General features: G+C 38.2%; 16 protein-coding genes and 1 tRNA gene. 15 read left to right on the top strand and 2 right to left on the bottom strand.

The window, feature by feature from the left end:
• Positions 1–54 precede the first annotated feature (54 nt).
• The 7 genes from hisA to tatC are packed head-to-tail and all read left to right on the top strand — an operon-like array spanning position 55 to position 3,927.
• Positions 55–798 carry a 1-(5-phosphoribosyl)-5-[(5-phosphoribosylamino)methylideneamino]imidazole-4-carboxamide isomerase gene (hisA, locus tag F9B76_RS06415; RefSeq protein ID WP_159991362.1) on the top strand — a complete coding sequence of 248 codons (744 nt, stop codon included), beginning with the start codon at positions 55–57 and terminating at the stop codon, positions 796–798.
• On the top strand, positions 799–1,596 hold the full coding sequence (gene hisF, locus F9B76_RS06410) for an imidazole glycerol phosphate synthase subunit HisF (protein ID WP_159991361.1): 798 nt from the start codon (positions 799–801) through the stop codon (positions 1,594–1,596). It abuts the gene before it with no gap.
• Positions 1,597–2,010: a phosphoribosyl-AMP cyclohydrolase gene (hisI, locus tag F9B76_RS06405; RefSeq protein WP_159991360.1), complete on the top strand. Its 414-nt coding sequence runs from the start codon at positions 1,597–1,599 to the stop codon at positions 2,008–2,010.
• Positions 2,003–2,350 carry a phosphoribosyl-ATP diphosphatase gene (locus tag F9B76_RS06400; protein WP_163764876.1) on the top strand — a complete coding sequence of 116 codons (348 nt, stop codon included), beginning with the start codon at positions 2,003–2,005 and terminating at the stop codon, positions 2,348–2,350. Before hisI ends, F9B76_RS06400 begins: the two co-directional genes overlap by 8 nt.
• 22 nt (positions 2,351–2,372) lie before the next feature.
• Entirely contained in the window at positions 2,373–2,588 is a 216-nt protein-coding gene (tatA, locus tag F9B76_RS06395; protein WP_159991359.1) for a Sec-independent protein translocase subunit TatA, read from the top strand.
• Between the two features lie 26 nt (positions 2,589–2,614).
• Positions 2,615–3,151 (top strand): Sec-independent protein translocase protein TatB, encoded by a 537-nt coding sequence (gene tatB, locus F9B76_RS06390; RefSeq protein WP_159991358.1) that lies wholly within the window; start codon positions 2,615–2,617, stop codon positions 3,149–3,151.
• The gene (tatC, locus tag F9B76_RS06385; protein WP_159991357.1) at positions 3,151–3,927 is read left to right on the top strand and encodes a twin-arginine translocase subunit TatC; all 777 of its coding nucleotides are present in this window, start codon (positions 3,151–3,153) and stop codon (positions 3,925–3,927) included. The genes tatB and tatC overlap by 1 nt, the downstream gene beginning before the upstream one ends.
• A gap of 70 nt (positions 3,928–3,997) precedes the next feature.
• Here the strand turns inward: tatC and F9B76_RS06380 are convergent, their stop codons facing one another.
• A complete protein-coding gene (locus tag F9B76_RS06380) occupies positions 3,998–5,182 on the bottom strand; it encodes a trypsin-like peptidase domain-containing protein (RefSeq protein ID WP_159991356.1) in 1,185 nt (394 codons plus the stop codon).
• 13 nt (positions 5,183–5,195) lie between these two features.
• Between F9B76_RS06380 and F9B76_RS06375 the strand changes: the two genes are divergently transcribed.
• Complete coding sequence (locus F9B76_RS06375) at positions 5,196–5,975, top strand: Nif3-like dinuclear metal center hexameric protein (protein ID WP_159991355.1); 780 nt, start codon at positions 5,196–5,198, stop codon at positions 5,973–5,975.
• A gap of 264 nt (positions 5,976–6,239) precedes the next feature.
• On the opposite strand, the gene mscL is transcribed toward F9B76_RS06375, so the two are convergent.
• The gene (gene mscL, locus F9B76_RS06370; RefSeq protein ID WP_159991354.1) at positions 6,240–6,692 is read right to left on the bottom strand and encodes a large conductance mechanosensitive channel protein MscL; all 453 of its coding nucleotides are present in this window, start codon (positions 6,690–6,692) and stop codon (positions 6,240–6,242) included.
• Positions 6,693–6,834: 142 nt separating this feature from the next.
• On the opposite strand from mscL, the gene petA reads away from it, so the two are divergent.
• The 7 genes from petA to F9B76_RS06335 all read left to right on the top strand — a co-directional run bounded on the left by petA (position 6,835) and on the right by F9B76_RS06335 (position 13,071).
• On the top strand, positions 6,835–7,476 hold the full coding sequence (gene petA, locus F9B76_RS06365) for a ubiquinol-cytochrome c reductase iron-sulfur subunit (RefSeq protein WP_159991353.1): 642 nt from the start codon (positions 6,835–6,837) through the stop codon (positions 7,474–7,476).
• 30 nt (positions 7,477–7,506) lie between these two features.
• Positions 7,507–8,892, top strand: coding sequence for a cytochrome b (locus F9B76_RS06360; RefSeq protein WP_159991352.1), 1,386 nt, complete (start codon positions 7,507–7,509; stop codon positions 8,890–8,892).
• 21 nt (positions 8,893–8,913) lie between these two features.
• Positions 8,914–9,771 carry a cytochrome c1 gene (locus F9B76_RS06355; RefSeq protein ID WP_159991351.1) on the top strand — a complete coding sequence of 286 codons (858 nt, stop codon included), beginning with the start codon at positions 8,914–8,916 and terminating at the stop codon, positions 9,769–9,771.
• A gap of 289 nt (positions 9,772–10,060) precedes the next feature.
• The gene (locus F9B76_RS06350; RefSeq protein WP_159991350.1) at positions 10,061–11,584 is read left to right on the top strand and encodes an IS1634 family transposase; all 1,524 of its coding nucleotides are present in this window, start codon (positions 10,061–10,063) and stop codon (positions 11,582–11,584) included.
• A 298-nt stretch (positions 11,585–11,882) separates the two neighbouring features.
• Complete coding sequence (locus F9B76_RS06345; RefSeq protein WP_159991349.1) at positions 11,883–12,494, top strand: glutathione S-transferase N-terminal domain-containing protein; 612 nt, start codon at positions 11,883–11,885, stop codon at positions 12,492–12,494.
• Between the two features lie 22 nt (positions 12,495–12,516).
• Entirely contained in the window at positions 12,517–12,930 is a 414-nt protein-coding gene (locus tag F9B76_RS06340) for a ClpXP protease specificity-enhancing factor (protein WP_159991348.1), read from the top strand.
• 65 nt (positions 12,931–12,995) lie between these two features.
• Positions 12,996–13,071, top strand: a tRNA-Thr gene (locus F9B76_RS06335).
• Positions 13,072–13,330 lie beyond the last annotated feature (259 nt).

The following is a 13,330-nucleotide window of genomic DNA, read 5'->3' as shown; positions in this document are numbered from 1 at the left end:
CGAAATGGTTTACATTTTTCATAGAGATTTTTTAACTTTTGTATAGTCAATTTTATGTTACTCATTCCTGCAATTGATCTAAAAGATGGACGCTGTGTTCGATTACGCCAAGGCGAGCTTCATGATGCAACGGTATTTTCGGATGATCCTGCTGCTATGGCAAAACAGTGGTTAGACAAAGGTGCAGAACGATTGCACTTAGTGGATTTAAATGGCGCATTTGCAGGGAAACCCAAAAATGCAGAAGCGATTCAACGAATTTTAGAGACGGTTGATGATGAAATTCCCGTTCAAATAGGTGGGGGAATCCGTGATATGGATACCATTGAGACCTATTTGGATATGGGGTTAGAGTATGTCATTATTGGTACGGCTGCTGTCAAAGATCCTCGCTTTTTGCAAGATGCTTGCTCTGCCTTTCAAGGGCATATTATTGTTGGTTTAGATGCTAAGGATGGCAGAATTGCAACAGATGGTTGGAGTAAAGTGACCAAGCATGAAGTGATTGCGACCGCTCAACGATTTGAGGATTTTGGAGTAGAGGCAATTATTTATACGGATATTGGTCGAGATGGGATGCTCTCTGGGGTCAATGTGGAAGCAACCCTTGCATTGGCAAGAGCGGTTAATATTCCGATTATTGCTTCTGGAGGGGTGCATAATATGAATGATATTAAAACACTAGCACCTTTGTATTCAGAAGGTATTGAGGGTGTTATTCTTGGTAGAAGTATTTATGAAGGTACTTTAGACTTTGAAGAAGCACAACGCTATATAGATGAATTAGAGGAAATATAATTGAATACAGTAGAACAAGGCTCTACACTGACTAAACGAATTATTCCTTGTTTAGATGTAACCGCAGGACGTGTGGTTAAAGGGGTAAATTTTGTTGAATTACGAGATGCAGGTGATCCAGTAGAGATTGCTCGTCGGTATAATGAACAAGGTGCTGATGAGCTAACATTTTTGGATATTACGGCAACGAGTGATGGTAGAGATCTTATTTTACCTATTATTGAGCAGGTTGCTTCGCAGGTATTTATTCCGCTCACTGTAGGGGGGGGCGTAAGAGAAGTGTCAGATATTCAGCGATTACTGAATGCCGGTGCAGATAAAGTATCGATGAATAGTGCGGCTGTCAATCGTCCAGAACTGGTACGGGAAGCTAGCCAGTACTATGGTTCACAATGTATTGTTGTGGCTATTGATGCTCGTAAAGTGAGTGTAGATGGTGAACCAGACCGTTGGGAAGTTTATACGCATGGTGGACGTAAACCGACAGGTATTGATGCCGTAGCGTGGGCACAAAAAATGGCACAGTTTGGGGCAGGTGAAATATTATTAACCAGTATGGATAGAGATGGTACTAAATCTGGCTTTGATCTTGCACTTACGCGTGCCGTTTCAGATAGTATTTCTATCCCCGTGATTGCCTCTGGCGGTGTAGGGCATTTACAGCATCTGGCTGATGGTCTTACACAAGGGCATGCGAGTGCGGTATTGGCTGCCAGTATTTTTCATTATGGTGAATATACCATAGCAGAGTGCAAACAGTTTCTGGCACAACAAGGAATTGCAGTAAGGAGCATATAAATGAGTGCTTGGGTAAAAAAAGTACATTTTGATGATAATGGTTTAATTCCTGTTGTTGTACAGGACTATCAAACCAATCGCCTATTGATGATGGCATGGATGAATCATGAGGCTTTGCTTGAAACCGTCAAAAATCGTATAGGTGTGTATTGGTCTCGTTCACGTAAAAAACTATGGCGTAAAGGTGAGGAATCGGGGCATACACAGATTGTTCATGAAATTCGCTTAGATTGTGATCAAGATGTGATTTTGCTTAAAGTTGAGCAAGTAGGTGGCATTGCGTGTCATACAGGACGAGAAAACTGTTTTTATCTACGTTTAGATACCGTAGAGGGAACAGATGAATTACAATGGAATGAAGTCGATCCTGTTTTAAAAGATCCAGAAACTATTTATCAGCAATCGCATGAATAAAGAAAACGTATTGATGGCATTATCGAATATTGCCGATACACTAGAAAGCCGTTTACCTCATCATGGTGGTAATCCAGAAACCTCTTATGTTGCTAAGTTGTACCATAAGGGGGAAGATGCTTTCTTAAAAAAAATTGGAGAAGAAGCAACTGAATTAGTCATGGCTTGTAAGGATAAACAACATGACCGTATCGTGGCGGAAACAGCAGATTTATGGTTTCATAGCTTGGTTGCTTTAGTTCATTATGGACTAAGACCTGAACAGGTTTTGGAAGAGTTAGTTAGACGAGAAGGTGTCTCTGGTCTTGTAGAAAAAGCTTCTCGTTCAACATCGTTGTAACCCTCTCTCTAGGAGTAAAAAAATGGGTAGTTTTAGTATTTGGCATTGGTTAATTGTATTACTTGTGGTGGTATTGATTTTTGGTACCAAAAAGCTTCGTAATGTTGGTGAAGACTTAGGTGGTGCGGTCAAAGGCTTCAAAAAAGGGATGCAAGAAGGTGATGAACAAGCTGCTTTAAATCATCAAAAAACAGATAGTTCAACAGTACAAACACCTTCTAAAGAAAAATCGGAATAAGACATCCTCGAAAGGATATGTAATTCATGTTTGGTTTAAGTTTTAGTGAGCTTTTTATCATTGGCATTGTGGCATTAATCGTGCTTGGCCCTGAACGTTTACCCAAAGTTGCACGTACAGCTGGGCATTTGATGGGACGAGTACAACGATATGTGAGTGATGTAAAAAGTGATATTCAACGTGAAATGAATATCCAAGAGTTGTCTAAGATTAAAGAAGATGTAAAAGGTGCTGCGAATCAGATCCGTCAAGATTTTGATAAGGCAGTAGCAGATATTAAAGATCCTTTGCTGAACTTAAAAAATGAAATAGGGGATACATCGCAGCAACTTAAACAGGCAATTACACAGGATTTGCCTGATTTAAATCAATTAAGACCTACAAAAGAGGGTGAATCACCAGAATCCCCCTTATTAGAGGATACATCTACTAAACAGCAAGTAAGTGAATCGCTTAAACCGACCGATCCAAATAAAGCAGAAGATTTACTTGATCAACAAACACTGGCTTTAAAACAGGAAGCAATCAGTGAACGGCATACCACAAAAGAGGGAAATGTATAATGGAGTCATTACCTAATCATCAGGAAGGAAACCAAGTGGAGAAAGAAGAGACACTGGTTTCTCATCTTGTTGAGTTACGTTCACGATTGTTATGGGCAGTAGTCTCTGTTTTAATTGTATTTATTGCATTATGTATTTACCCCGGGACAAAAGAAATCTATGATTTTCTGGCACGTCCTATGGCATCTGTGTTGCCGACAGGGGATAAGATGATTGCTTATGGTGTGGTAACGCCCTTTTTAGTGCCACTCAAAGTAACGCTATTAAGTGCTTTAGTGCTGGCATTACCTTTGGTGTTATATCAAGCATGGGCTTTTATTGCACCGGGATTGTATAAACATGAAAAGCGTCTTATTTTCCCTTTGGTAGTATCAAGTTATTTACTCTTTTTAATTGGAATGGCTTTTTGCTATTTCTTTGTTTTTCATACCGTTTTTCATTTTATTGCAACCGTATCGCCTGATAGTATTAATTTTGCTCCTGATATTGAGGCTTATGTTGATTTTGTCATGACGATGTTTATTGCATTTGGTTTTACCTTTGAAGTGCCTGTTATTGTTATCGTACTGGTTAGCACAGGGATAGTGGATATAGTAAAACTAAAAAATGCTAGACCCTATGTTATTGTTGGGGCATTTGTAGTGGCGGCTGTATTAACACCACCTGATGTAATTAGCCAGTTTATGATGGCAGTTCCACTGATTCTGTTGTATGAATTGGGTATTATGGCAGCAAGAGTATTACGTACTCGGGTAAGCTCAGAAGAAGAAAATTAGAAGCTATTAAATAAAAAGAGGGTGCTATATAAAGCACCCCTATGTTTGTATAAAGAGACAATAAATTACTTTATGATTCTTCACGTTTACCTAGTGTGATAGTCATCATTTGTTCTTGTCCGGAGCGTAATATTTTGAGAGAGAGCTGTGTATCGGGTTTTAAATCGGATACTTCATTCATCAATTGACTTACGCTAATAATTGGTTTGTTATCCAGTTCTAAAATAATATCGCCTACCGCCAGTTGTGCTTTTTCGGCAGGGCTATTAGGAACGATAGAGGCAATAATGACGCCACGAGTTTCTTTCAGTTCAAATGCTTTGGCAATATCGGTTGTCAGTTCTTGTGGTTCTAAACCGATCCAACCACGAGTTACATGACCCGTATCAATAATTTCTTGCATAATTTTTAAGGCAGTACCTGCTGGTGTTGCAAAACCAATACCTAGTGAGCCACCAGCCTCATCTTCAGCATAAATAGCTGTATTGATACCGATAAGATTACCATTAACATTGATTAAAGCACCGCCTGAATTACCTGGGTTAATAGCAGCATCTGTTTGAATAAAATTCTCGTAAGTATTAATACCCAAACCAGAGCGTCCAAGTGCAGAGATAATACCCATTGTCGTTGTTTGTCCTACGCCAAAGGGATTACCGATAGCAAGAACAACATCCCCCACATTTAATTTTTCATTTTCATTATAGGCAATTGGTTTGAGTTCTTCGGCTTGAATTTTGAGGACAGCTAAATCCGTATCAGGATCAGAGCCAATTAATCGTCCTTCAAATTTACGACCATCATATAAAGCAACTTCAATAGAATCAGCGGCTTCAACGACATGGTAGTTGGTGAGAATGTACCCATCACTTGTTGCTATAACCCCAGAGCCTAGGTCTGTTGGTTCATTAAGTTTTTGAAGATTATGTTGCTCATTAATAAATGGACGTAAAGATGGTACGTCAGGTAAGCTTTTAAAGGGCGATTCTATTTTTTTTGTGGTATAAATATTAACCACAGAAGGGGTTGCTAATTCTACAGCCCCTGCATAAGATGTAATAATCGTTGTGGTTAGATTCGCCTTACCATCGGAAGGGTCTTGAATTTTAACCATAGCGGTTGGTTGCGTATGCGCTATGATAGGCATTTTGGTTAAAAATTGATTAACCCATGCTGGTCTTAATGTTGCCACAATAAAAATGATGGCAAGACAGATAGCGACAGTTTGAGAAAAAATAGACCACAAGCGTTGCATAAAGGTGATAGTAATGAGTTTAGTTAGTCGACAAACATTAAATCAGTGGCTCAATCAGTCATTGCAAACTGATAATTTCAAAGATTATGCCCCTAATGGCTTACAGTTGCAAGGTAAACCCTATATTCAAAAGATAGTTTTAGGCGTAACAGCATCTAAAGCATTCCTAGAAAAAGCGGTAGAGGCGCAAGCTGATACTGTTATCGTACATCATGGATGGTTTTGGAAGAATGAAAACCCCTGTATTGTACAGATGAAATATGAGCGTATTGCTTATGCTATTAAACACGAATTAAATGTTTTTGGCTACCATTTACCGCTAGATGCCCACTCAGAATGGGGGAATAATGCTCAACTCGCTAAGGTGCTAGGAATGGGCGTAAACAAGAAAGATGGTGTACCTGAAACCTGTGGTCAGGGTAATTTAATTTGGTTGGGTACACCACCTGAGGGGAAAGAAAAGTTAGATGTTTTTTTACAACATATCGAAACAAGCTTGGATAGAAAACCGTTGTTTATAGGCAACAGAGAAAGAAGTGTCTCTCGTGTTGCATGGTGTACAGGAGGTGCACAAAGCTATTTTGAAGAGGCGATTCAAGCGGGTGCGGAGGTCTTTATAACGGGTGAGGCTTCAGAGCAAGTTTTCCATATTGCTAATGAATACGATGTCGCTTTTATTGGCGCAGGGCATCATGCGACAGAACGGTATGGGGTACAAGCATTGGGTGTTGCTATTAAACAACAATTTCCCACGATTGAAATAGAATTTATAGATTGTCCTAACCCAATCTAAGTAGATTTTTGTTTTTTATACAAAAGATTTTATCAAATAGGGGGATATATTTTGATGAAAGGAGTGCAATGCTAGGGTTCAAATTGTCAGTTATTGCACCAATAAGATAGTTTAAATTTAAACTTAAATCATTTTATTTGTTGAGTATAAATAGTTTAATTTTAAAATAAACTGTATAGATTTTATAAGAAAGGGAGGTTGTAAATTAACCTCCCTTTCATTTTGGGATAAGCTATTTATCCCTGTATTTTGGTAAATCGTGATTTATTTTTTAAGTGCATCACGAATTTCTCTTAGTAATACGACCTCATCACTATCAGGTGCGGGTGGTGCTGGTGGTTGCTCACTTTCAAATTTTGCACGTGCTTTAGCAATAGATTTAACGAGCAAAAATACAACAAATGCTAAAAGAATGAAATTAATTAAAATAGTGAGGAAGTTACCATAAGCAAGAACGGTTGCTCCTGCTTCTTGTAAGGCGGCTAATGTTTCAGGGCCAGTATAACCCTCAGGGCGACTTAACACCATGAATTTATTAGAAAAATCAACATCGCCTTGAAGAATAAAGTTGATGAAAGGCATAATAATATCTTTAACAAGTGAGTCAATAATCTTGCCAAATGCGGCACCGATAATGACACCAACTGCTAAATCAACCATGTTTCCTTTAACAGCAAATTCTTGAAATTCTTTAAGAAAACCCTTTGCTTTACTCATAATTTGTTCCTTTTGTATCTATGAATGGAATTGAAAGTATATAATAGCAGAGTATTCTAAAAGAAATTAAGTAAATTTTGCGTTAAAATTTGCTTTAAGATTTTATTTTTTTTACACCTTGGCAATATCATAAGGATCGATAATGAGTCAGGATTCAAATTTATATCAACAAGAAGGTCAGTCTTCTCCAGACGTATTACCTGAAGACCCTTCGCGCCGTTTTTGGCTAGGCACAGCCTGTGCTGTGAGTGGCGTAGCAGGTGTAGCTGCTGCTGTACCGTTTGTTGCGTCAATGAACCCATCAGATCGTGCTAAAGCAGCAGGAGCGCCCGTTTCTGTTAATCTGAGTGCTATTCCCGCAGGAACAATGGTCACTGCAGAATGGCAGGGTAAACCTGTGTGGATTTTACATCGCACACCAGAAATGATTGCTGGTTTATCCAAAATTGATCAGTTCTTGGCTGACCCTAACTCAGATCGTCCAGGTTATACACCCGAATATGCGAAAAATACACACCGTTCTCGTAAAGAGCAATGGTTCGTCTGTGTGGGGATTTGTACACACTTGGGCTGTTCACCCTCTCCTCGTTTCGCCATGGGTGGCGCAGAAGGTATGCCTGCCAACTGGGAAGGCGGATTCCTATGTCCTTGCCATGGTTCGCAATTCGATTTAGCGGGTCGTGTTTTCAAAAACCAACCTGCCCCTGATAATCTTTTAGTCCCTCCATATTATTTTGTTGATGACAATACAATTATGGTAGGTTTGGAACAAGCGGCAGGCTAGTTTTGCCTCATTAACTAAGGAGCCTTTAACATGGCCGGCGATAAAGTTGTAGAAACGACGGGATTGTTAGGTTGGATTGACCAACGTTTCCCTGCAAGTAAACTTTGGAAAGAGCATCTTAGCGAATATTATGCTCCTAAAAATTTTAATTTCTGGTACTTTTTTGGTTCATTAGCACTACTTGTGTTAGTGATTCAAATCGTGACTGGTATTTTTATGGTAATGCACTATAAACCTGATGCGGATTTAGCGTTTGCATCGGTTGAGTACATTATGCGCGAAGTCCCCTATGGTTGGATTATTCGTTATATGCACTCTACGGGTGCGTCAATGTTCTTTGTGGTTGTGTATTTACATATGCTACGAGGAATGTTCTATGGTTCATACCGTAAACCACGTGAACTCGTGTGGATTTTCGGTGTTGCCATCTTCTTGTGTTTAATGGCAGAAGCCTTCTTTGGTTATCTCTTACCTTGGGGTCAAATGTCATTCTGGGGTGCACAAGTAATTGTAAACTTATTCTCTGCGATTCCATTTGTGGGTGAAAGCCTTTCTGTATGGATTCGTGGTGATTTTGTGGTATCTGATGCAACCCTAAACCGTTTCTTTGCATTCCATGTGATTGCGATTCCATTGGTGTTAATTGGACTTGTGGTAGCACATATTATTGCGCTTCATGAAGTTGGTTCTAATAACCCTGATGGTATTGAGATTAAAGCGAAAAAAGATGCACATGGTCGTCCTTTAGACGGTATTCCTTTCCATCCATACTATTCTGTCCATGATATGGTAGGTGTGGCAGGTTTCTTGATTGTCTTTGCAGCGATTATGTTCTTTGCGCCGACAATGGGTGGTTATTTCTTAGAGTCTAATAACTTCTTACCAGCAGACCCATTTAAAACACCTCCTCATATTGCCCCTGTGTGGTATTTCACCCCATTCTATTCAATGTTGCGTGCAACAACTGATGAGTTTACATGGGCATTGGTCGCATTTGCTTTAATTTTTGCCGTAGGTATTTTCTTTAGCAAAAATGTTAAAGCGCCTTGGAAATTTATTTTCTCTGCTGTTTTAGTGGTTGTGGCTGTTGCACTCCGTATTTTTGATGCAAAATTCTGGGGTGTTGTAGTGATGGGTGGTACAGTGGTTATCCTTGGTTTCCTCCCATGGTTAGATAAATCGCCTGTTAAGTCAATTCGCTATCGTCCAGGTTGGCACAAATTGATTTATGGTCTTTTTATCATTAACTTTGTGATTTTAGGTATTATTGGTACAAAATCACCATCACCGATGCTGAATATTATTTCGCAAGTGGGTACTATTTTATACTTGGCATTCTTCTTCTTTATGCCAATTTGGAGTCGTTTGGGTACATTTAAAACAGTTCCTGAACGTGTAACTTATCGCCCTCACTAAGATACTTAAGGAATTAACATCATGATTAAAAAGATTTTAGGTGCCTTACTTCTTGTGGTATCTGTTGGAGCAAGTCCTGTAATGGCTTCTGAAGGTGGTCATCCTTGGGATGTCGCCCCTGTCAAAATTAATGACCAAGCAGCACTACAAAACGGTGCTAAATTGTTCGTTAATTACTGTATGAACTGTCATAGTGCGAGTTTATTGCGCTATAACAATTTAACGCAAATTGGTTTAACGGAAAATCAAATCGTTGATAATCTCATGTTCACTGGTAAAAAAGTGGGCGATAAAATGACGATTGCAATGGGTCATAACGATGCTAAATTATGGTTTGGTGCTGCACCTCCTGATTTATCATTAATGGCACGTGCAAAAGCAGAAAACTTAGGTCAACCCGGTACAGATTATATCTATACATATCTTCGTACTTTCTACCGTGATAAATCGCGTGATTTAGGTTGGAATAACCTTGTATTCCCTAATGCAGGTATGCCTAATCCTTTATGGGAACGCCAAGGTCCAGTAGAAGTTACCTTTACTGATGTACATGAAGTAGAGAAAGAAGACGGTACTAAGGAATGGCATGAGACGATTTCTAAGGTTGATACTGCTGGCTATAAATCCGTTGTGAGTGATAAAGTCTTAACAGACTTTAAAGGTCATGCGTCTAGTCATGCAGAAATAACCTATTTGGATAAAGAGAAACAAGCTCAGTACGATAAAGATATTGCTGATTTAACCGCTTTCATGGGTTGGATGGCAGAACCGCAACAAGAGTTCCGTAAAACATTGGGTATTTGGGTACTTGCCTTCTTATTTATCTTCTTCGGTGTGATGTGGCAATTAAATAAATCATACTGGAAGCATGTTAAATAGTTTTCCGATAAGGTAAGTAAAAAGGGTGGATATTTATATTCACCCTTTTTTGTTGTTTATATATAAACCGATATAGTGTTTTAAATGGTGCAATAAGAAATGGTCTTTTATTGGGTAGGGTTTTGTGGTTTTTATCGATAAATAATCTTATTGTATGGCTGATATTTGTAGATAGGTAGAGTATTTTCCTGTTTTCGTCACTTTTTTCGGGTCACCCATTTAGTTTTGTTTAAAATCAATAAGTTAGGTTAAAATAGAGGGTGATTTAGGGTGACCCAAGATATATTCCATGTTTATTCGAGAGAAGAAAAATAAATCAGGAAGTGTTAGTATTCAAATACTTAGCAAAGAAAATGGACGTAATGTTTTACTTAAAACAATGGGTTCCGCCACAAAGCGTCCAGAAATAGAAGCCCTAAAATTACAAGCCCAACACTACATGGATGAACTCAAACACCAACCCTCCTTACTGATGACAGAGCAAGATGAACAGATTGTAAAAATGATTCAAACACTCAGTAATAGTGATGTCAGTATGGCTGGTCCAGAGCTTATTTTTGGACGTATCTATGATTGGATTGGTTTTAATCAAATCAAAAATGACCTATTTCGTCATCTTGTCTTAGCTCGCCTAACCTTTCCTTTAAGTAAACTGAAAACCGTCAGTTATCTTGAACGTTACCAAGGGGTTCAATTAGAAATTAGTGCTATCTATCGTTTTTTAGATCAATTAGAAGACAAATATAAAGAGCAGTTAGAGCAAATTTCTTTTATGCATACAAAACGTATGTTAGATAATCAAATTCATATTGTGTTCTATGATATGACAACATTACACTTTGAAACGGAAGATGAGGATGATTTACGTCGTACAGGGTTCTCTAAGGTAGGCAAACATACACATCCTCAGATTTATCTGGGGTTGTTGGTGGGTCAGCAGGGTTATCCTATTGCCTATGATATTTATGAGGGTAAAAGCTATGAGGGGAGTACGTTAATTCCTTTTATTGAGCGAATACGTCAGAAATTTAATCTGCATAAGCCAGTAGTGGTTGCTGATAGTGGTTTACTATCCAAACACAATCTTATCCACTTAGAAACCCTTGGCTATCCATATATTATTGGTGCAAGAATTAAATCAGAGAATGAACAACTGAAACAGGCTATGCTTGCTTACTATCCCTATAATGATAATCAAATCATTGAATTAGATAAAGAGGGAAAGCGTTTAATAGTGCATTACAGCCATGAGAGAGCCTATCGTGATGCAGATAATCGCCGAAAGGGGCTTGAACGCTTAGAGAAACGTATCCGAACAGGACAATTGACAAAGGGACATCTTAATAAGAGAGGATACAATAAATACTTACGCTTGCAAGGAGAACTCAGTATTGAGATTGATTATGAAAAATTTATACAAGATAAAAGATGGGATGGATTAAAAGGTTTTATAACGAATACAACATTACCCCCTAAAGAATTACTCGCCCATTATGGACAGTTATGGCAAATAGAACGAGCCTTCCGTATTTCAAAAACAGATTTACGGATACGTCCTATTTACCACCGTTTAGAACATCGAATTCGTGCTCATATTGCTTTAGTATTTGCTGCCTATAGTATCAGTAAAACATTGGAAACGGTTTTAAAAAAGGAACACTCTACACTCTCGTTAAAACGGGCAAGTGAAATCACACAAACTATGTATCAGGTTGATATTATGCTTCCTGATTTAAAACAAAAGCAAAAAGTCCTTTTAGAAATGGATAAAGAACAACAAGAATTGTTGGCTATTTGTCAAAAATATTTTTAGGGTGACCCAATGACGAAGACCGGAGGGTGGATATTTATATTCACCCTTTTTTGTTGTTTATATATAAACCGATATAGTGTTTTAAATGGTGCAATAAGAAATGGTCTTTTATTGGGTAGGGTTTTGTGGTTTTTATCGATAAATAATCTTATTGTATGGCTGATATTTGTAGATAGGTAGAGTATTTTCTTTAATGCTCTAGATTGAGTGGTAATGGCAGGGGTGTTTCTTGTAGAATAGGAGGGTTATTGTCAGCGATTTTGCTGAAAAGTGTTTTTTAGAAAGGAACTGCTACACTATGATGGTACTTTACTCAGGTACAACGTGTCCATTTTCTCAACGTTGCCGATTTGTGCTTTATGAAAAAGGCATGGATTTTGAAATCAAAGATATTGATTTATTTAATAAACCAGAAGATATTGCTTTAATGAATCCGTATGGTACTGTTCCTATTCTGGTTGAGCGAGATTTGATTCTTTATGAGTCAAATATTATTAATGAGTATATTGATGAGCGTTTTCCTCATCCACAACTTATGCCTGCTGATCCTATTATGCGTGCGCGTACGCGTTTATTTTTGCATAATTTTGAGCGTGAACTTTTTGTGCATGTCTCTGTGCTTGAGGATCGTAGTAAACGCACAGATGAAGCACTATTGACAAAAACGCGAGCGATTATCCGTGATCGTTTATCACAAATTGCACCATTAATGATTAAGAATCGTTTTATGTTGGGTGATGAATTTTCAATGTTAGATATTACAATGGCGCCATTGCTTTGGCGTTTAGACTATTATGGTATTGAGTTACCTAAGAGTGCGGCACCATTACAAAAATATGCTGAGCGTATTTTCTCTCGTCCTGCTTTTATTGAAGCATTGACTCCTTCAGAAAAAGTGATGCGTCGCTAATAATTATTTGAGGGAAATGACTATGCTACCACCCAGTATGAAGCCTTATCTTCTACGAGCAATCTATGATTGGTGTGTTGATCAGAACTATACACCGCATATTGTTGTGCGTGTAGATGAACACTGTCGTGTACCTATGCAATATGTCCGTGATGGGGATATTACCCTAAATGTAGGGCCTTTAGCGACTAAAGACTTCTTTATGGATAATGAGTGGGTCGGTTTTACTGCTCGTTTTGGTGGTGTTGCCCAAATGGTGAGTTTTCCTATTACTGCTGTGTTAGCTATTTATGCACGCGAAACACAAGAAGGGATGGGGTTTGAGGTAACACGTTATGAGGGTAACACTACTGCTCCTCAAGAAAAGGTAGAAAAAACACCTCAAAAAGACGAAAAAACAACAAAAAGAGTCAATCCTTTCCGTTTAGTGGATTAAATTTGTTGTTTTTTAACACAAGGTATTGCTAAATAAAAGAAGACTCTATATAATTCTATTTTATCGCCGGCTTAGCTCAGCAGGTAGAGCAGCTGATTTGTAATCAGAAGGTCACGAGTTCGATTCTTGTAGCCGGCACCAAGATTTAAAGCCTCACAGTTTTGTGAGGCTTTTTTATTTTATGGTAAAAATCTTTTAAGTTCGTATGTAAAAAAGAAGAGGATATTTTACTAATACTAAATAGTATTTGGTTAAGTGGGAGTAGTGGGTAGGTGAAATTTAGTTACTTTGCATAAGTAACTTTTTTATTACAGAATGGGGATATTCTATCTCTTTGGCTTATACTAAAAATAACTATTTATATTAAAAATTTAGCCAATAGTTCTTCTATTTACTTAGG

The organism is Pelistega ratti, assembly GCF_009833965.1.
GTDB classification, from domain to species: domain Bacteria; phylum Pseudomonadota; class Gammaproteobacteria; order Burkholderiales; family Burkholderiaceae_B; genus Taylorella; species Taylorella ratti.
This window is presented reverse-complemented; position numbering and strand designations above follow the sequence as displayed.

What these genes read in the sequence shown, in the direction of transcription:
- F9B76_RS06375 (WP_159991355.1), top strand. Translation starts at nt 5,196, where the DNA reads ATGAGTTTAGTTAGTCGACAAACATTAAATCAGTGGCTCAATCAGTCA.
- F9B76_RS06400 (WP_163764876.1), top strand. Translation starts at nt 2,003, where the DNA reads ATGAATAAAGAAAACGTATTGATGGCATTATCGAATATTGCCGATACA.
- F9B76_RS06340 (WP_159991348.1), top strand. Translation starts at nt 12,517, where the DNA reads ATGCTACCACCCAGTATGAAGCCTTATCTTCTACGAGCAATCTATGAT.
- hisA (WP_159991362.1), top strand. Translation starts at nt 55, where the DNA reads ATGTTACTCATTCCTGCAATTGATCTAAAAGATGGACGCTGTGTTCGA.
- mscL (WP_159991354.1), bottom strand. Translation starts at nt 6,692, where the DNA reads ATGAGTAAAGCAAAGGGTTTTCTTAAAGAATTTCAAGAATTTGCTGTT.
- F9B76_RS06355 (WP_159991351.1), top strand. Translation starts at nt 8,914, where the DNA reads ATGATTAAAAAGATTTTAGGTGCCTTACTTCTTGTGGTATCTGTTGGA.
- F9B76_RS06380 (WP_159991356.1), bottom strand. Translation starts at nt 5,182, where the DNA reads ATGCAACGCTTGTGGTCTATTTTTTCTCAAACTGTCGCTATCTGTCTT.
- hisI (WP_159991360.1), top strand. Translation starts at nt 1,597, where the DNA reads ATGAGTGCTTGGGTAAAAAAAGTACATTTTGATGATAATGGTTTAATT.
- F9B76_RS06350 (WP_159991350.1), top strand. Translation starts at nt 10,061, where the DNA reads ATGTTTATTCGAGAGAAGAAAAATAAATCAGGAAGTGTTAGTATTCAA.
- tatC (WP_159991357.1), top strand. Translation starts at nt 3,151, where the DNA reads ATGGAGTCATTACCTAATCATCAGGAAGGAAACCAAGTGGAGAAAGAA.
- petA (WP_159991353.1), top strand. Translation starts at nt 6,835, where the DNA reads ATGAGTCAGGATTCAAATTTATATCAACAAGAAGGTCAGTCTTCTCCA.
- F9B76_RS06360 (WP_159991352.1), top strand. Translation starts at nt 7,507, where the DNA reads ATGGCCGGCGATAAAGTTGTAGAAACGACGGGATTGTTAGGTTGGATT.
- F9B76_RS06345 (WP_159991349.1), top strand. Translation starts at nt 11,883, where the DNA reads ATGATGGTACTTTACTCAGGTACAACGTGTCCATTTTCTCAACGTTGC.
- tatA (WP_159991359.1), top strand. Translation starts at nt 2,373, where the DNA reads ATGGGTAGTTTTAGTATTTGGCATTGGTTAATTGTATTACTTGTGGTG.
- tatB (WP_159991358.1), top strand. Translation starts at nt 2,615, where the DNA reads ATGTTTGGTTTAAGTTTTAGTGAGCTTTTTATCATTGGCATTGTGGCA.